This is a genomic window from Bacteroidota bacterium (genome assembly GCA_018816945.1).
Lineage (GTDB): Bacteria > Bacteroidota > Bacteroidia > Bacteroidales.
Genome location: JAHIVC010000069.1, coordinates 32,057 through 51,952, shown reverse-complemented (window position 1 = coordinate 51,952; position 19,896 = coordinate 32,057). Strand labels below are relative to the sequence as shown.

General features: G+C 35.5%; 12 protein-coding genes. All 12 read left to right on the top strand.

The genetic code is table 11. From position 1 onward, the window contains the following. The first annotated feature begins 52 nt into the window (after window positions 1-52). Window positions 53-3,934 (top strand): PAS domain S-box protein, encoded by a 3,882-nt coding sequence (locus KKG99_10325; GenBank protein MBU1013393.1) that lies wholly within the window; start codon window positions 53-55, stop codon window positions 3,932-3,934. Window positions 3,935-3,997: 63 nt separating this feature from the next. Beyond that, window positions 3,998-4,720 (top strand): RluA family pseudouridine synthase, encoded by a 723-nt coding sequence (locus tag KKG99_10320; GenBank protein MBU1013392.1) that lies wholly within the window; start codon window positions 3,998-4,000, stop codon window positions 4,718-4,720. Window positions 4,721-4,980: 260 nt separating this feature from the next. Next, window positions 4,981-6,825: a U32 family peptidase gene (locus tag KKG99_10315; protein MBU1013391.1), complete on the top strand. Its 1,845-nt coding sequence runs from the start codon at window positions 4,981-4,983 to the stop codon at window positions 6,823-6,825. 299 nt (window positions 6,826-7,124) lie between these two features. Beyond that, window positions 7,125-7,562: a hypothetical protein gene (locus KKG99_10310; protein ID MBU1013390.1), complete on the top strand. Its 438-nt coding sequence runs from the start codon at window positions 7,125-7,127 to the stop codon at window positions 7,560-7,562. Between the two features lies 1 nt (window position 7,563). Continuing rightward, entirely contained in the window at window positions 7,564-10,791 is a 3,228-nt protein-coding gene (locus tag KKG99_10305) for a M4 family metallopeptidase (protein ID MBU1013389.1), read from the top strand. A gap of 339 nt (window positions 10,792-11,130) precedes the next feature. Beyond that, window positions 11,131-11,901: an N-acetylmuramoyl-L-alanine amidase gene (locus KKG99_10300; GenBank protein ID MBU1013388.1), complete on the top strand. Its 771-nt coding sequence runs from the start codon at window positions 11,131-11,133 to the stop codon at window positions 11,899-11,901. A gap of 330 nt (window positions 11,902-12,231) precedes the next feature. Further along, entirely contained in the window at window positions 12,232-13,431 is a 1,200-nt protein-coding gene (locus tag KKG99_10295) for an MFS transporter (protein ID MBU1013387.1), read from the top strand. A gap of 152 nt (window positions 13,432-13,583) precedes the next feature. Continuing rightward, the gene (locus tag KKG99_10290; protein MBU1013386.1) at window positions 13,584-15,986 is read left to right on the top strand and encodes a glycoside hydrolase family 127 protein; all 2,403 of its coding nucleotides are present in this window, start codon (window positions 13,584-13,586) and stop codon (window positions 15,984-15,986) included. Window positions 15,987-16,087: 101 nt separating this feature from the next. Continuing rightward, the gene (locus tag KKG99_10285) at window positions 16,088-16,561 is read left to right on the top strand and encodes a hypothetical protein (GenBank protein ID MBU1013385.1); all 474 of its coding nucleotides are present in this window, start codon (window positions 16,088-16,090) and stop codon (window positions 16,559-16,561) included. 34 nt (window positions 16,562-16,595) lie between these two features. Next, the gene (locus tag KKG99_10280; GenBank protein ID MBU1013384.1) at window positions 16,596-17,429 is read left to right on the top strand and encodes a GntR family transcriptional regulator; all 834 of its coding nucleotides are present in this window, start codon (window positions 16,596-16,598) and stop codon (window positions 17,427-17,429) included. Between the two features lie 424 nt (window positions 17,430-17,853). Continuing rightward, window positions 17,854-18,225, top strand: a complete 372-nt coding sequence (locus tag KKG99_10275; protein MBU1013383.1) for a hypothetical protein — start codon at window positions 17,854-17,856, stop codon at window positions 18,223-18,225. A 292-nt stretch (window positions 18,226-18,517) separates the two neighbouring features. After that, on the top strand, window positions 18,518-19,864 hold the full coding sequence (locus tag KKG99_10270; protein ID MBU1013382.1) for a DEAD/DEAH box helicase: 1,347 nt from the start codon (window positions 18,518-18,520) through the stop codon (window positions 19,862-19,864). Window positions 19,865-19,896 lie beyond the last annotated feature (32 nt).

Genomic DNA, 19,896 nt, shown 5'->3' with positions numbered 1-19,896 from the left:
TTAGAAGATTGCAGTGCTGATCATATTGGTGCTGCATTAACAATTATATATCATGAGAAAGTCAATAGTTACAAATAATCATGAGAAAAAATCCAAAAAAAAGGGATCAATATTTATGATAGAATTATATGCTTCCGAAACCCGCTACCGTCGGCTGTTTGAATCGGCGAAAGACGGGATTCTGATTCTTGATGCTAAAACCGGGAAGATTGTTGACGTTAACCCGTTTTTAATTGATTTGCTGGGCTATTCAAAAAAAGAATTTATTGAAAAATCAATCTGGGAAATTGGTGCTTTTCAGGATATTATTGAAAATATAGATAAATTCCAGGAATTGAAACAAAAAGAATATGTTCGCTATGAAGATTTACCATTGGAAGCATCGGATGGACGTAAAATCCATGTTGAATTTGTCAGCAATGTTTATTTAGTAAACAATACTAAGGTCATTCAATGCAATATACGCGATATCACTGAAAGAAAAGAAACGGAAGCTGTTCTCGAAAAAACCAGAAAAGAACTCGCGAAGATTAAAACATCCGCAGATGAATTAAATGAATTCACTGAGAATATAATCGACACGGTACGTGAACCATTACTTGCAATTGACAAAGATTTAAGGGTAATAAAAGCCAGCAGTTCATTTTATAAATTTTTCAAAGTAAGCGCTGAAGAAACAATTGGTAAGCTTATCTATGAATTAGGGAATCACCAATGGGATATTCCAAAACTGAAAGAATTGCTGGAAGAAATCATTCCTGAAAAAAATTTTTTTGATAATTACGAGGTTGAACACACCTTTTCTGCCATCGGTAAAAGAGTAATGCTTTTAAATGCACGTCAGGTAAAAAGGGCATATGGAAAAGAAAAGATTATTCTTCTTGCCATTGAGGACATTACTGAACGAAAAGCCAAAGAAGATACCTTACAAGAAACACAAAGGGAAACAAGTGGTTCTTTAAACATTCTTTTGGAGCTTATGCATGCACCAATTATTATATGGGACACTTCCATGATAATAAAACGTTTCAACCACAAATTTGAATTACTGAGCGGTTATGATTCAACTGAAGTTATCGGTAGAAGAATTGATTTTCTTTTTCCAAAAGAAAAAATTGCTGCAACACTTGAATTGCTAAAAAATCATCTTGACGATGAACAAGATATTGATGAAATAGACATTTTAACAAAAGACAATCATATCAAAACAGTTTTGTGGAATTCGTCGCGTATTCTGGATGAGGAAGGAAAAAATATTATTGCAACAATTTCACAGGATATAACAAATCGAAGGCAATCGGAGTTGGCACTGCGAAAGAGTGAATCTCACCTCCGCACACTTGTGAATACTATCCCCGATTTAATCTGGCTAAAAGATACGAATGGAGTGTTCCTCTCGTGCAATCCGATGTTCGAACGTTTTTTTGGAGCAATTGAAGCTGACATCATTGGTAAAACCGATTATGATTTTGTTGACCGGGAATTGGCCGACTTTTTTCGCGAAAATGACCAAAAAGCTATAGAGGCAGGTAAACCGACCAGCAACGAAGAGTGGGTTACCTTTGCTAACAATGGACATCGCGCCTTTCTGGATACCATCAAAACCCCTTTATACGATTCAGACGGAACAGTTCTAGGTATTCTGGGAATTGGGCGAGACATTACCGAACGGAAGCAGGCAGAGGAGAAATTGAAAAATTCTGAAGAAAGATTTAAGATTTTATTTGATTACGCACCGGATGCTTATTATCTGACTGACCTGAAAGGTACATTTATCGACGGCAATATTGCAGCAGTTAAAATGCTGGGCTATAGTAAAATTGAGCTGATTGGGAAAAGTTTTTTTAAGTTAAAACTCATTTCTCCGATTCAACTCTCAAAAGCATCTGTGCTACTTGGTAAAAATTTATTGGGCAAGGCTACCGGTCCCGATGAATTTGTAATAAATAATAAAAATGGTTCAGAAATAACGGTTGAAATCAGCACGTACCCAATAAAAATACAGGATCAAAGTATCGTATTGGGTATAGCAAGAGACATCTCTGGGCAAAAACAGGCAGAAAAAGAAATCGCAATGCTTGCTCATTCGTTGAAGAGTATAAATGAATGTGTAAGCATTACCGATCTGGAGGATAAAATCATTTTCGTGAACCAAGCGTTTTTAGATAATTATGGCTATAAGCTTAAAGAGTTGATTGGGAAACCAATTAGTTTGGTGCATTCTACTAAAAATGAGCAGAACCAGGTTAGTGAAATTCTACCCGCCACAATTAGAGGTGAATGGCATGGTGAGCTATTTAACAAAAGAAAAAATGGGAGCGAATTCCCTGTTTACCTTTCAACAACCGTTGTAAAGGACAAAGACAATAAAATATTAGGACTTATTGGTGTTGCAACCGATATAACCGAACGAAAAAATTCTGAAAATAAACTTAAAGAAAGCGAAGAAAAATTCAAGACAATTACCGAGAACTCCGCTGATGCAATTTTCATTACCGATAAAGAAGGCAAATACATATACGTCAACAAACAGGCTGTTGATTTATTGGGTTATTCAAAGGAAGAATTACTGAAGTTTACAATTGCCGATATAACACCCAAAAACAGAATGGAAGAGTATTTTCAAATCTTTCAGCAATTGTTTATAACCGGCAGTTCCTATTCCGAGATAGAACTTGTGAAGAAAGACGGGAGCTATGTAGACACAGACCTGAATACCGTTCAGCTTCCCAATGGATGGATTTACGGCAGTTGCCGCGATATTTCAGAACGAAAAAAATTAGAAAACGAATTGATCAAAGCCAAGGAAAGAGCCGAGGAAAGCGACCGCCTAAAAACCGCTTTCCTGAATAATGTTTCGCACGAAATCAGAACTCCCTTGAATGCCATAATGGGCTTTTCAGGATTTCTTAACGACCCTGACTTGAAACCAAAAAAACGCCAGGAATTTACCGATATCATCCTTCAAAGCAGCGATCAGTTGCTTGCCATTATTGATGATATAATTCGAATTTCCTCTATTGAGGCCGGGCAGGAAAAAATTCAGAAAAATGAAATTAACATTAATTTAGTATGTGACCTTATAAAAGAGCAATTCTCCTCAAAAGCCAGTGAAAAGAATGTTAGGCTTAGTTTGAAATCCAGATTAACCGATGATCAGGCAATTATTATTACCGATGCAACCAAACTAACGCAAATACTCACCAATCTTATAAGCAATGCCCTTAAATTTACCCAACATGGTTATATCAACTACGGCTATAAGGTAAAAGACAGCCAATTGGAATTTTATGTGGAAGATTCAGGTATAGGTATTCATTTGGATATGCAAAAAATAATATTTGATCGATTTCGTCAGGTTGAAACCACCGCTACACGAAATTTTGGCGGTTCTGGATTGGGTCTGTCTATCTCAAAAGCCTATGTTGAAATGCTTGGCGGTAAAATGTGGTTAACTTCCGAATTGGGTAAAGGTTCAGTATTCTATTTTACCATTCCATACAAAAATACAAATCCGAAAAAATTACCTGAAATACCCTCCATCAAGGGATTGAATTTTGGATTTAATACCACTAAAACATTATTGATCGCTGAAGATCAGGACTCTAATTTTATGGTTTTGGAAGAAATGTTGTCGCATTCTGGAATAAACATTATCAGGGCTGAAAATGGCCTTGAAGCTGTTAAGTTATGTAAATTTAACCCGCATATTGATTTGGTGTTGATGGATCTTAAAATGCCTGAGATGGATGGTTACGAAGCCACAAAACAGATAAGAGAATTTAAGCCTGAATTACCCATAATTGCCCAAACAGCATACATTACCGAAGCTGACAGAATTAAAGCCTTAGCTTGTGGTTGTTCCGATCATATAAGCAAACCGATTAACAAACAATTGTTGCTATTTAAAATTAATGAACAACTTCATAAATAGATACTAATTTTTAGACAAAGGCACAGCTTCAATCCATCACATTTCTTCATATATTTGTTGTATATGCAAGAAATAACCCCATCTTTTAAGGGCCCTTCCAAAAAACACCAACCCAAGGGGCTCACCATTCTATATGAAGATATGGATATTTTGGTCGTTAATAAAGAGTATGGCCTCTTAACCATTAGTACCGACAGGGAAAAAGAAAAAACAGCTTACTTTTTGTTGAATGATTATGTAAGGAAAGGAAATCCAAAATCAAAAAACCGTGTATTCATCGTGCATCGCCTCGACAAAGACACTTCAGGAATCCTGGTTTTTGCTAAAAACGAAAATGCTAAACGTTTTTTACAGGAAAATTGGAACAGCTTTAGTAAAAAATATTTTGCGGTTGTTCATGGCCCGATTCAGGAAAAAGAAGGCATGATCACCTCCTATTTACTCGAAAATGCTGCACACAGGGTTTATTCGGTAAATGATCCTGAAAAAGGGAAATTATCGCAAACAGGATATAAGGTAATTAAAGCGTCAGGGAAATACAGTTTGCTTGAAATCGCCTTGTTGACGGGCCGAAAAAATCAAATTCGTGTACATTTTTCAGAAAAGGGACATCCTGTATTAGGCGACAAAATTTATGGGATCCCCGAAAAAGGGATCAAACGACTGGCCTTGCATGCCGCTTCGCTGAATATCTTGCATCCCTATACAAAAAAGGAAATGAGTTTTGAAACCGAAATCCCGGCTTATTTTAAAACGCTGGTTGTAACTAATCAGTGTCAAGAATGAGCGGTTGTGAAGATGTCTTCTTTGTGATACTTAGTGTCTTCTTTGTGGTTCTTTGTGACACAGCTATTACACAAAGTTACCCAAAGTAGCTCAAAGAGACACAAAGCAAAGAAAGATTTCATTCAAATACCTTAATTTTATTGACTTGCTGTTGACTGATTAGTTACCGCTGGTTTAATCAAAAGAATTCCCCCTCACGAAAGCATCACCCTAAAAGAATATGGAGCGAAAAGCGTTGTATATTTGCCCTTTTGTTTGAGATGAAGGCAATTGAACTTTTAGCACCCGCAAAAAATCAGGAAACAGGCAAGGTTGCCATAAACTATGGCGCTGATGCCGTTTATATTGGAGCTGATCGATTTGGGGCCAGGGCAGCTGCCGCTAATTCGGTGGCAGATATTGAAACGCTGATTGAATATGCCCATAAATACAAAGCAAAGGTTTTTGTCACGCTGAATACCATTTTGTACGATCATGAATTGGAAGAAGCCGAAAAGCTGATCCATCAGATTTATAATGCAGGTGCTGATGCACTGATCATTCAGGACATGGGGATTTTGCAGATGAAGCTCCCTCCCATCCCACTCCATGCCAGTACGCAAACCAATAATTATGATCCCGAACGGATCCGCTTTTTTGACGAACTAGGGTTCGAACGCATTGTGCTTGCACGTGAACTCTCGCTCAACGAAATCCGGAATATCAGAAGCCAAACAAAAACTGAACTGGAGTTTTTCGTTCACGGTTCCTTATGCGTAAGTTTGAGCGGACAATGCTATTTCAGTCAGGCTGTTACAGGGCGAAGTGCAAACAGGGGCATGTGCGCCCAAATGTGCCGTCACCCCTATAACCTGATTGATGGAGAAGGCAATAAAATTATATTGAACAGCCATTTGCTTTCTCTTAAGGACCTGAATCTAAGTAATCATTTGAAAGAATTGATTGATGCAGGAATTACAAGTTTGAAAATTGAAGGAAGGTTAAAAGACAGCAATTATGTAAAGAATGTGGTCAGCTATTACCGAAGAAAACTGGATGAAATTTTTGCATTGGGATCCGATTATAAAAAACCCTCATCCGGAAAAACTCAAATCAATTTTGAACCTGATCCGGAAAAGAGCTTCAGCAGGGGAAGTACAAATTATTTTTTATCAGGGCACGGGAAAAATCTGATCAACAAATATTCGCCTAAATCGATGGGCAAAAGACTTGGGATCGTAGATATGGTGGGTTCGGATTTTATTACCATAACCACGAATGAAATATTGCACAATGGAGATGGGCTTTGTTTTATTAAAAACAATGAATTGATTGGGATCAGGGTTGAGAAAGTACTGGATCATAAAATATATGTCAACAACAAATCAAATCTTATTCATGGGACCGAGCTTTATCGTAACTACGATCATGAATTCAATAAAACACTTGATGCTGATAAATCCATACGCAAAATTTCCGCAACTATTAATTTGGCAGAGAAAGAATCCAAACTTCAATTTGAGCTTATCGACGAGGATCAAATCAGCTCTGTTTATATCCTTGATTCTTTACCCGAACTAGCAAAAGATTCGGAACAGGCAACAAAAAATATTATTGCTCAGCTTTCTAAATCAGGAAGTTCAATGTTCGATATAAAAGAGGTGAAAATTAATTACGAAACTGCCTATTTCTTTCGTATTTCCGAATTGAATGAAATTCGCAGAACCCTTTTTGAGAAACACGAAAAGCTTCGCATTTTAACTTTTGCCCGAAAAGATTCGAAGGTAGAAAGTAAGAATCCAAAATTACCTCACACTGAGGTTGGGTTTTCTGAAAATATCTCGAACAAGAAAGCAATCCGGTTTTACAAAGAGCATGGGGTAGAAAAACTTGAGGAAGCATTGGAAATCAGCACAGTGAAAGAAGCTCAACTGCTGATGACCACTCGTTACTGCATCAAACATGAATTGGGATTTTGTGAAAAATTTCAGCATGCGAAAAATACCCCGCCTGAACCACTTTATCTGGAGGATCAGAACCGGAAATACTTGTTAAAGTTTGACTGCAAACATTGTTTGATGCAAATAAGACTTGACAATAAGCAAATGAAGGATAGCAAATACTAAAAAATAATTCCAGGGTACTGAATGCTTGTTTAATGAAATTGTGAAATAATAAAATATTTACTCTACTAATCTTAGGCTACTTATAATTTTCATTTAATATTACTCATAATAAATTTTTCATATATTTATGATGAAAATCTTTCCGCGGGGATTCAAATTGCAGATAAAAGATTTTCTACTACAATCTTGTTATGTGTTCAATCGACCTAAAAATCGATAAAATATAAATAAAAAACGGTCTTGCTCCTTACTTTACAGAGAATGGAGTATTTAATATTTTTTTAAACAAATTGTAGCTCATGCATAATATGACCTCACGCAAACTGAAAATTACGGTTCTAATCTGTTTTCTTTTTTTGGTAATCAGTTGTGCCACAGAAAAAAACCGAACCGAATTAGCAAATATTTTTACCGAAATATCATTTGGAAGTGGTGGCGGTTTTACAGGGGCAAGCAGCAATTATCTCTTAAAAAATAACGGTGAGGTTTATAAAATTGTAAATACAATCCCAGAAAAAATAAATAAAATTTCAAGGAAAGAAATTAAAAGAATCACAAACTATGTTAAAGAAATTGGGTTTCAAAATCTGAAATTTACCGAAAGAGGTAATATGACTTATTTTATTGAAATAAAATCGAATATCCGCACCCACAAAGTTACCTGGACCGATGGTTCAAAATCGCCTGAGCTTGTAGAATTTTACAAAGTATTGGTCAATACACTAAAACACAATTAACATGAAAAAACTGATATTTCTTTCGTATGCGCTCCTCATTTCAGCTATTTCATTTGCTCAACAGGGAAATAATTTTAAGAGCCGTACCAAAACACAGACGAATAATTCTCCCAGCGGTTTCACATTCAAAACAATCTCAAATAATCCGAATTTGAAATCAGGTGTCCTGAATTCAAATCATAATTTCCCCGTTTCGGCAACACTGCAAGTCCCCAAAATCAGCAATCATGATTCTGTGCAAAATTTGGTATCAGATGGAGGTTCCCCCATTTTTTTTGAGAGAACAAATAGTAATTTAAAATCAACAAAAGTTGAAACAAGTGAAGAACATTTCTATTCGTTTTTTGAATCGACAAAATCAACTACAAAACTTCTCAAACCCAAAGATGAATTGATAATTACCAAAACGGAGACTGATAGTTTAGGGATAACCCATGTAAAGGCCCAACAATATTTTAAAGGAGTAAAAGTGTATGGAGCCGAATCATACTTGCATATAGGTGCTGATAAAGATTTATTTACAGGTCGGATTGAACTTTTGAATCCGGCAATTGAATCTAGCCCCGGTATCGATAAACAAACAGCAATAAATATAGTTAGTGATGACCTAAAAGCACGAACCATTTTAAAAAACCTGTCAACAAAAGAAAAAGAATTATTAAAGTACGATCGACCGGAATCAGAATTGGTTATTTACGATGGTAAACTGGCTTACGAAATTTCATATCGCCCCAATTTCATTGAGGAATGGAAATATTTTGTCGATGCAAACAGCAGAGAAATAATCCATTTCTATAATAATACAAATTCTGATGGCCCGACTATCGCAAGTGCTTATGATCTGAACGGAATATTACGTACGATAAATACTTATCTCGAAGCCGGAACCTATTATCTGTATAATATCTCCGAAGCTATGTTTAACTCAACTAAATCAGAGGGTATTATCATGACTTTAGATGCAAATAACACTTCAACTACCAATTTAAACTATTCATTTGTTACATCAACAAATAATACATGGACAAATCGTGCCAGTGTTTCGGCACACTACAATGCAAAGCAAGCATACACATATTTTAAAAATACTTTTAACCGCAATTCCATCAATGATCAGGGAGGCGATATTCTCTCACTTGTAAATGTTGCTGAAGATGATGGAACCTCGATGGAAAATGCTTTTTGGAATGGGCGAGCTGTATTTTATGGAAATGGAGGTACATACTTCAAACCTCTTGCAGGGGCATTAGATGTTACGGCTCACGAAATGGGGCATGGTGTTGTTTCAAATACGGCTAATTTAGAATATTACGGACAGCCGGGAGCAATCAATGAAACCTATGCTGATATTTTTGGATCAATGGTCGACCGTGATGATTGGCTGATTGGTGAAGATATCGTAAAATCGCCCTATTATCCATCCGGTGCATTAAGAAATATGGCCGATCCACATAATGGTGGTAATTCGAGTCACTATTACTGGCAACCCAAACATTTATCGGAAATGTACGTTGGTGAGGAGGATAATGCCGGTGTTCATATTAACAGCGGAATTGGCAATTATGCATATTATCTTTTTGCTACAGCAGTAAGCAAAACAAAAGCAGAGAAGGTTTTTTACCGGGCCCTGAATAATTATCTGGTCAGTAAATCAAAATTTATTGATTTTCGGCTTGCAGTAGTGCAATCGGCAAAAGATTTATATGGGAACAACTCCTCGGAAGCAACGGAAGCCGGTAAAGCTTTTGATGCAGTTGGAATTTATGAAGACAGCCAAATAAATTACGCTCAGGAATATGAGGTTAACCCCGGACAAGAATACCTTCTAACATACGATACAGACACATTAAACGCAAATACCCTATATAGAAGCTCGACTACTGGCACTAATTTTATGGCTTACACAACCACAATCATGAAAGGTAAAGTTTGCGTTTCGGACAATGGCGGTACAATTTTATTTGTTTCGAATGACCATAAAATCAGGGCCATGAGTTCTGACCCCAATGCACCCAATGAATACATTGTCTCGAATGAAGCATTTTGGGACAATGTAACTTTATCGAAGGATCGTAATAGATTGGCAGCTATTTCAACCCAAATTGATACTGCTATTTATGTGTATGATTTTATCACACAACGTTGGGCAAAGTTCAAGTTATATAATCCCACCACCAGCAACAGCGGCGACAAAGCCGGTGGAGTTCTGTATGCAGATGCCATCGAGTTTGATCATACAGGTGAGTATGTTATTTATGATGCTTACAACTCCATCAAATCAACCCTATCGGCAGATATAACATACTGGGATATTGGAATTATCAAGGTTTGGGACAATCAAACTGATGATTTTGGCAATGGATTAGTAACCAAACTTTATGGTTCGCTACCCGATGATGTAAGTATTGGAAATCCTACTTTTTCAAAAAACTCACCCTATATCATCGCATTTGATTATATAAATGGTTTTTCAAACGAATATGCCATATTGGGGGCAAATTTATTAACCGGGAATGTAGAAACGATAACTACAAATGCAACGGTTGGTTTTCCATCTTTTTCAAAAAATGACGATAAAATTGCATTTGCGGCACTGAATACCAGCAGCAGGCAGGTAGTTGCAAGTATAAACCTTGCTTCGAGCAAAATAGCAGGAAGCGGCTCAGCCAGTATCATTGCAATAGATGCAAAATGGCCCGTTTTTTATGCAACCGGTGTAAGAGATTTAAAACTTGAACCCGTCGCAAATTTTACTGCCGATATAAAAACAGGTTCAGCTCCCCTTACGGTTAAATTTTATGATTTATCAATCAATAATCCTACCGGTTGGAGTTGGATATTTACAGGTGGATCGCCTGCTACCTCGAGTTTACAAAATCCTTCTGTAGTTTATAATTCACCGGGAACCTATCAGGTTAAATTAACCAGTACAAACAATGCAGGTAATAATAGTATTACAAAAACTGCATATATTGTTGTATCCACAACTACCGCTATTGATGAACCTTCAGATAAACTTTTCACCTTTTATCCTAATCCTGCATCCGACCGAATTTATATTTATGCTGAAAAATATTTCAGATTAAGAATATTTTCGAGTATAGGTGAACTCGTAAAAGACATCTACAATGAGAAAGAAGTTGATTTATCTTCATTGCCTGCTGGATTTTACATATTAAAATTTGAGACAGAAGGGAAAATTATTACATCGAAAATAATTAAACAATAGAAATTAAAACTTTATTATTAAATCTAAAATTCTTCTTGACAAAACTGCTTCATACTGGGGCGTTTTTTTACAATTGGATAATGAACATTCTGATCAAATGAATCGTTCAGAGATGTGACAAATTAAAGATAATGGTATAAATTTTAAGAAAAGTAACGATTGAATTTTTTACTATTAATCAACGCAAACAACATTCCTTTTTATTTGAGAATAATGACTATCCTGATTTAAGCCAAGAAAGAATATTCAATAAAACGAATAAAAATGATAAATTGATCGAGTAGAAAAAAATTAATTGATTAAAAACCAATAAGTAAATATAACACACACTCTCAAGCCATGAAAGCATCATCAATCGCAGATCACGAGAATTCATTTCAAACCTCAGGACTAGATTCACAAGGGAAAAAACATATTCTAAAGCCGGTCAATATTCCGATAGTTGGTGAAAACTTATCCTTGAACTACACCGAATGCCGTTTAGAAAATAATGATGAATCTTTTTTCTACAAAAACGAAATCAAAAAGGAAAAGATTGTTCTGCATTTTACGGCAGGTTATTTGAAAGGAGATATCTCAACCATGACAAGTCCAAATAGTCATGTTTCTGTTCCATTTATAATTGGACGGAGCGGCAAAATATTCAATCTTTGGTCCTCAAAATACTGGTCCTATCATTTAGGCCCCGGAACTGTTGGAGGTAACAGTAATATGAGTAAAAAAACCATAGCCATTGAGATTTCCAATATTGGCTACTTAAAAAAAATTGATGATCGTTTGGTCACAGTTTATAGCAATACTGATGATTACTGTAATCTATCAGATGTGGAGTATTATACTCTTATTCAAGCAGGTTTCCGTGGACAAAACTATTTTGCTTCATTCACCAATGAACAGTACGACAGCATTATTCTGCTTCTAAGGTACCTAACGGCCAGATATAATATTCCCCGAACATTTTTAGCTGAAGATAAGCGATATGAAGTTCTAAATACTTCTGATGCAAATTCGTTCAAAGGGATTTTAAGTCACATCAATTTCCGCCCGAATGGAAAATGGGATTTAGGCCCTGCCTTTGATTGGGCAAGGGTTATGGAAGGTTTAAAATGAATTGACTAAACCACTATTGGATTAAAATCCATATGTTTGATTTATAAACAGGATTCATTTAGTAAGCACAAAAAAAACAATTACAAATATCATACAATATTCAATGCACCAAGTATCAAATTCAAACAATACAAAAACCTATAATAATATTGGGAATTGGAATCGTCACACTGAGCATCGCCGAAGTGTCGAAGTGTGGAATTTGTTCTGTCTGGGCAGATGTAATTTATAATTTGTAATTTGTAATTTTTGTAGAAATTTACAAAAACTAAATTAGCTGTAATGAATTTGCAGTGTTTTAACCATTAACTTGATAATAAATTCATTGCATTGAAATACATCACAAAAACAGTCTGGATTTTATCAATTGTAAGCTTTTTCACCGATACTGCCAGTGAAATGCTTTATCCAATTATGCCTATTTATTTAAAATCAATCGGATTTTCAATAGCCCTAATTGGAATTTTAGAAGGAGTTGCAGAAGCTACTGCAGGATTGAGTAAAGGATACTTTGGAAAACTTTCGGACAATTCGGGCAAAAGAGTTCCGTTTGTTCAAATTGGTTATGCTTTAAGTGCACTGTCAAAACCGATGATGGCATTTTTTGTTTATCCGATATGGATTTTCTTTGTGAGAACCATTGACCGCTTTGGAAAAGGAATCAGGACTGGAGCCAGAGACGCCATATTATCCGATGAAGCGACTCCGCAAACAAAAGGGAAAATATTTGGCTTCCATCGGTCGATGGACACCTTTGGAGCAGTTACCGGTCCATTGCTGGCATTATTTTATCTTTATTTCTACCCGGAAGATTATATCACTCTTTTTTATATTGCTTTTATTCCCGGTTTGTTTTCGATTTTTGCTTCTTCTTTTCTGAAAGTTAAAAGAAAAAATATTCCCGAACCTAAAAAACCAATTTCTTTTTTTTCATTTTTGAAATATTGGAAAGTCAGTCCAAAAAAATATCGCAAAGTTGTCATCGGGCTTCTTGTGTTTACGCTATTTAACAGTTCTGATGTTTTTCTCTTACTTAAAGCAAAGCAAGCCGGGCTTGACGATATCGCAGTAATAGGAGTTTATATTTTTTACAATCTGATATTTGCTTTGTTTGCTTTTCCCATTGGGATGATAGCAGACAAAATCGGACTGAAAAAGATGTTTATTTTCGGACTTTCCTTGTTTGCCATCGTGTATTTCGGGATGAGTTTCAGTACTCATATTTATACTTTCATTGCTTTATTTTTCCTTTATGGTGTTTATGGAGCAGCTACCGAAGGAATTTCAAAAGCCTGGATAAGTAATATCACCGATAAAAAAGATACAGCTACTGCCATAGGCACTTTTTCCGGGTTCCAAAGCATCTGCACTATGATTGCCAGTTCAATGGCCGGATTAATCTGGTTTACTTTTGGTGCGAGTTGGACCTTTCTGGTGACAGGATTTACAACTATTTTGGTCATTTTATATTTTACAATATCTGTTAAATACAATGATTCTGACAAATTGCTTAATACAGTTTCAACTTGATCATTTAAAACAATTTTTATACATCTATCAACTCTACTAATTCACCTTTCGCTTCAATCAATGCTAATATTATTTTTGTATTTTTGAATTGAGGGAGAACTAATCACTTCAGTACTTTCAAAAAATAAATTATTTATTCAATTCATTACCTCATGATCAAAAAAATATTATTATGCGTCTTTGTTGTTTCATTCATATTTTCATGCAATAAGGCAAAAGAAAAAACAGCTAAACCATTGATATCTGTCCCATTTACCTCAGTTCATTTAAGCGATCAGTTCTGGGCACCAAAAATAGAAATCAACCGAATAGTTTCAATTCCTTCAGCATTCGGGAAAAGCGAGGAAACCGGACGCATGGATAACTTTGCCTTGGCCGGAGGATTGATAGAAGGCGAACATCAAGGTGACTATCCTTTTGATGATACCGATGTTTACAAAATACTGGAAGGAGCCTCCTATACGCTTGCAGTACAATATGACAAAAATCTTGATAACTATCTCGACAGCCTTATCACTATGATTGGTGCGGCCCAGGAAGACGATGGCTATTTATATACCTGTCTGACCAATCAATGTCAGCGTTTGCAACGCTGGTACGGTAAGGGCCGCTGGGATCGATTGAATAGTCATGAATTATATAATTTCGGACATCTTTATGAAGCAGCAGTGGCACATTATCAAGCAACAGGAAAAAGAACTTTGCTCAACATTGCCCTAAAAAATGCCGATTTGGTTAATACCGTTTTTGGTCCGAATGAAGGACAGAAAAAAGCACCATCCGGGCATCCGATTATTGAAATGGCATTGGTAAAACTCTACCGAGTTACCAACGATGAAAAATACCTAAAGTTGGCTCGCTTCTTTATTGATGAAACCGGAAAAGGTACCGATGGTCATAAACTTAGTGAATACAGTCAGGATCATAAACCAATCGTTGAACAGGATGAGGCGGTTGGACATGCAGTTCGTTTTGGATATTTGTATTCAGGAGTCACAGACGTAGCTTCGCTGATGAACGATCAGGCCTTGATGGATGCCACAAAAAAAGTTTGGGAAAATGTGGTTTCTAAAAAACTCTACATCACAGGAGGAATTGGTGCGTTGGGACAAGGAGAAGGATTTGGTGCTAATTATGAATTGCCAAACATGACGGCCTATTGTGAAACATGTGCTGCTATTTCAAATGTCTATTGGAACTACCGCTTATTTCTAAATGAAGGTGATTCGAAGTTTTATGATGTATTGGAACGCTCACTCTACAACAATATTATTTCAGGAGTTTCACTTAGCGGTGATAAATTTTTCTACGATAATCCACTTGAATCTGCCCATAACCACGATCGTGCGCCATGGTTTGGATGCGCTTGCTGCCCTGGAAATGTTACCAGATTTATGGCTTCTGTTCCAGGATATGTTTATACTACTGATGAACATAGCATCTATGTAAACTTATTTGCTACAGGTAAGGCATCCATCGCACTAGGTCAGGACACCATCGGTATGAGTCAGCAAACTAATTATCCTTGGGATGGTAAAGTGCTTATTATAATTGACAATGCCATCACAAGCCAATTCGGGCTAAAAATCCGCATTCCGGGTTGGTCACAAAATGAGGCAGTTCCATCGGATTTATACCAATTCACAGATCAAAGCCTTGAGAATTACACCATTCGTGTTAACGGAAAAGAAAAAATTCCGGAAATAGTAAATGGTTATGCACTTTTGGAGAACAACTGGAATAAGGATGATCAGATTGAAATTGATTTTCCAATGCCAGTACGTAAAATTGTTGCCAATCAAAAAGTGACCAACAATGTTGGCAAATTGGCTTATCAGCGAGGGCCAATTGTGTACTGTTTTGAAGACAAAGATAATGATGATGGATGGATGTTCGATGAGTTTGTAAGTTCCGATGAACCAGTTGAAAGTCAATTTGAAGAAAGTCTGCTAAATGGGGTTGTTACGCTTTCAATGCATGGCAATAAAGTAAGCATGAACGGTGATACAAAAATCATAGAACCTATTAAATTAAAAGCCATTCCTTATTATGCCTGGAACAATCGTGGCAAATCTAATATGTTGGTATGGATGCCAGATAATGAATCAACCACCATTCTAAAACCAACGCGATCTCTGACAGAATCAGCCAATATCAGCACTTCAGCTGATAATATTCCGGGGCTTAATGATGGTTTCGATCCTAAAAATTCAGGCGATACCGATAAATCGTATTTCTATTGGTGGCTAAAAAAAGGTTCAGAAGAAACTGTTGATTACTTATTCAATGAGCCACAATCTCTTACTGAAACCTCCGTTTACTGGCTAAACATGGAACATTATGATGGGAATTTCAGGGTGCCAGAAAGCTGGGAATTATTATATCAGGATAAAAATAATAATTGGGTAAAGGTCGAAACAAACAATGCTTATACAACTAATCTTGATCAGTATAATACCGTTGTTTTCAATCCAATAAAAACAAAGGGACTAAGGATTAAAGCAAAATTACAGAAAGATAATTCGGGAGGAATATTGGAGTGGAAAGTAAAATGAAATTGATTTTTGAGCGTAATAAAAATTAATTTATTGTAATCAAATTTGGTGTTTCTCTTTTTACCACTGCTATAAAAAAATGTTTATATTTAATCCTGACTATGAAGGCCGCATCGATAAAAGAACTTAAGTTAGAATTAAGTACCCGTTCTCAAAAAGAACTGACAGAATTATGCATGCGTTTGTCAAAATACAAAAAGGAGAATAAGGAATTATTGACTTATCTTTTGTTTGAGGAAGGCGATGAAGCATCCTATATTAAAAATGTGAAATCTGAAATTAAAGATGAATTTAAACTGATAAATACGGCAAGTTATTTTTACATTAAAAAGAGCGTTCGTAAAATTTTACGCAATGTTAAAAAGTATGTTAAATATTCGAAGAAAAAAGAAACAGAGGTGGAATTACTAATGTATTTTTGTACTGAATTTAAAAATACAGTTCCATATATTGAAAAAAATATAACACTTGATAATATTTACAAACGTCAAATAGAAACCATTAAAAAAGCAATATCTTTCTTACACGAAGATTTACAATATGATTATAATCAGGAACTAAAAGTACTTTTATAAGCCCTGATACAAATAGCATTTAGGATAGCGAATAATGATTGAAATAGGAAAATATAATAATTTAAAAATTTTACGCCGTACCCCTTTTGGTTTGTATTTAGGTGACGAATCTGGCAATGATGTGTTATTACCCACTAAATATTGCCCAAATAAATTTGAGATGGGTGACGAATTGAAGGTTTTTGTTTATCTCGATCATAATGAAAAAGAAATTGCGACCAATATCATCCCGAAAATATTATTGCATGAGTTTGCGATGCTTCAGGTTAAAGATGTTGCAGATGTTGGAGCTTTTATGGATTGGGGTCTGGAAAAAGATCTCTTCGTTCCGTTCAAAGAACAACGTCAACGGATGAAAGAAGGAAGATGGTATATTGTTTATTTAGACATTGACCGGAACACCGACAGACTTTATGCCAGCAATCAGATTGAAAAAATACTACAAAATGAAGATATCAATTTAACAGCTGGTGAAAAGGTTGATTTATTGGTATTAAAAGAAACAGATTTGGGATTTACAGTAATTGTAAATAACCAACACAAAGGCTTGATTTATGAAAACGAGATTTTCAAGCCACTAAACTTAGGTGATAAGCTATTAGGGTATGTAAAAAATATCCGTGAAGATAATAAAATTGACATTTCCCTTCAGCCTATTGGCTTTGAAAACTTTAATGATGTAAATACTGAACTAATATTACAAAGGCTGTCGGAAAATGAAGGATTCATGGCAGTTACCGATAAAAGTTCTCCTGAAGAGGTTTATTCAACTTTTGGGATCAGCAAAAAAGCATTTAAAAAATCGCTTGGTTCATTATACAAACAACGAAAAATAAGCATTGAGCCAAACGGTATTAAACTAACATAATTATAATTTTAAAAAAATAGTGCCATGGGAAAAGAACAAAATGCAAAAAAAGAGGTTAAAAAAGCCCCAACTAAAACCTTAAAAGAAAAGCGGCTTGAAAAAAAGGAAAAGAAAGCTAAAGGTGGACAATAAAATTATTTAGTTTACTTCTTATTTTCTCAAATATAACCTCTACAGCAGGATCAAAACAAATAATATATTTTGATCCTGCTGAAAGCATTATGGGTCTATTTATTGTACTTTATTTCACAAATTGACCTTTTAAAAAATTCCATGTTTTTTTTGATTACTAAAAGCAGGATTGATATTAAATATATTTTTGGCGCAACCTTTCAATTACTTTTCGCATCTGTTTATCATTAATTGGTTTTAAATACTATCCAGTTAAATTTCTAAGCATTTATTAAATAAAAGTAATTCTCAGATGAAAAAACCGTTGATTTTATTAGTTCTGTCTTTAATACTTATCTCGTGCGAGAAAAAGAAAGATATCCAAAATGAAAATTTTGTTCCGGAAAGTGAAATCCCGGTTTGGCTGAAAGAAAGAATTGCTGCCGATAAAATTGCATCGCTTACTGATCAATATTCAAGTTTAGAAATATCGGCATGGATTAGGTATAAATATGAGGGTAATTATTTTTTTGAGAACCACAACCTCCTAAGCTCTTCTTTTCCTCCGGTATACAATTTTCAGGGTTCGATTGTTCCATTAAACGAAGAATCCTATTTAAATTATCAAAACGTTAAGTGTTGCAAGCAATTTGTGTGGAAAGGTTCCTCTTACATCGATTTTTAATCCAAAGAATTTAAAAACGATTTATTTTAATTTGTTTGGTCACTTTGTTGAGAATCCATTTTGTATCATGCAATAAAACAAGGGAAATTGAAGTAATTTCATCACACAATATGTTTGACCATTAAAGCAACAGATTGTTAACTTTTATCTTAACATCATTTTTATCTAAAATCCGATGTCTAAAGTCTTCATTTCTATGAATAGAAGAAACGCAACATGTTAAATTACAGTATTTGGTAAGCTGGGATTGGCTTCTTGAATATATACCCTACCTTTGTAAAAAAATATTTTTATGAATTCGTTCGGGAATTTAAATCTTTCAAAGCAATTGAATAATGCAATAGCCGACTTGGGCTTTGAGAAAGCAACACCCATTCAAATAGAAGCTTATCCTGTAATTCGTTCGGGCAAAGATATCGTTGGTATTGCACAAACCGGCACAGGAAAATCATTTGCATACATGCTGCCTCTTTTGCAGGATTTAAAATTTTCCGATCAGGTAAATCCGAGAATTTTAGTTTTGGTTCCGACTCGCGAATTGGTTTTGCAGGTAGTAGAACAAATACAAATCCTGACAAAATACATGAATATCAGGGCCTTAGGAGTTTATGGCGGAACAAATATCAACACTCAAAAAATAGCCGTCGCGAAGGGTACGGACATCCTGGTAGCAACCCCGGGCCGTTTATACGATCTGGCTTTGAGCAGGGCACTTCAATTGAAAGCGATAAAAAAATTGGTGATCGATGAGGTGGATGTAATGTTGGATTTAGGTTTTAGGTATCAATTAACAAACATTTTTGAACTGCTGCCTGAACGACGTCAAAACATCATGTTTTCGGCTACCATGACCGATGAAGTTGATGCATTGATTGACGATTATTTTACTACTCCGGTTAAAATTTCCATTGCCTTAAGCGGAACCCCTTTAGATAATATTGAACAACAATGTTACCCTGTGGAGAATTTTTATACCAAAGTCAATTTGTTAAAGTATCTTTTGAAGGATAAAACGGAATACGCAAAAGTACTTGTTTTTGTATCCAATAAAAGAATCGCTGACCGTTTATTCGAAACCTTAGACACTGAATTTGGAAAGGAAAGTTGTATCATCCATTCGAATAAGGCACAGAATTACCGAATGCGATCAATTCGTCATTTTGATGAAGGAAAATACAGGATTCTGATTGCAACTGATGTAATGGCCCGCGGTTTGGATTTGGATAAAATAACCCATGTTATCAATTTCGACACCCCTAATTATCCCGAAAATTACATCCATCGGATTGGCAGAAGTGGAAGGGCCGAATGCGAAGGTAAATCCATTTTGTTTTATACCGAAAAAGAATTGGTGCTGAAAGAAGCCATAGAATCATTGATGTTGTTCAAAATCCCTACTCTTGAATTTCCTGCTGAAGTTGAAATATCAAAAGAGTTGGCTCCGGAAGAACGCCCTGTAATTATTGAGCCCTTTAAACAAAAAATAAAGCAATCTTATGCAGGACCTGCTTTTCATGAGAAATTAGAGAAAAACCTTAAGGTAAATCAAGGAGGTTCTTATTTAAGGAAGATGAAAAAACATAAGCGACCATTGACCAGAGGCGATAAAATTGCCAATTTAAAAAAGAAAAAAAAATAGCGAATACCAGGCACCGAATTGCAATAAGTAAC

Coding starts and splice junctions, on each gene's coding strand:
- KKG99_10290 (MBU1013386.1), top strand. CDS start 13,584: ATGATCAAAAAAATATTATTATGCGTCTTTGTTGTTTCATTCATATTT.
- KKG99_10310 (MBU1013390.1), top strand. CDS start 7,125: ATGCATAATATGACCTCACGCAAACTGAAAATTACGGTTCTAATCTGT.
- KKG99_10315 (MBU1013391.1), top strand. CDS start 4,981: ATGAAGGCAATTGAACTTTTAGCACCCGCAAAAAATCAGGAAACAGGC.
- KKG99_10270 (MBU1013382.1), top strand. CDS start 18,518: ATGAATTCGTTCGGGAATTTAAATCTTTCAAAGCAATTGAATAATGCA.
- KKG99_10305 (MBU1013389.1), top strand. CDS start 7,564: ATGAAAAAACTGATATTTCTTTCGTATGCGCTCCTCATTTCAGCTATT.
- KKG99_10275 (MBU1013383.1), top strand. CDS start 17,854: ATGAAAAAACCGTTGATTTTATTAGTTCTGTCTTTAATACTTATCTCG.
- KKG99_10280 (MBU1013384.1), top strand. CDS start 16,596: ATGATTGAAATAGGAAAATATAATAATTTAAAAATTTTACGCCGTACC.
- KKG99_10320 (MBU1013392.1), top strand. CDS start 3,998: ATGCAAGAAATAACCCCATCTTTTAAGGGCCCTTCCAAAAAACACCAA.
- KKG99_10285 (MBU1013385.1), top strand. CDS start 16,088: ATGAAGGCCGCATCGATAAAAGAACTTAAGTTAGAATTAAGTACCCGT.
- KKG99_10300 (MBU1013388.1), top strand. CDS start 11,131: ATGAAAGCATCATCAATCGCAGATCACGAGAATTCATTTCAAACCTCA.
- KKG99_10325 (MBU1013393.1), top strand. CDS start 53: ATGAGAAAGTCAATAGTTACAAATAATCATGAGAAAAAATCCAAAAAA.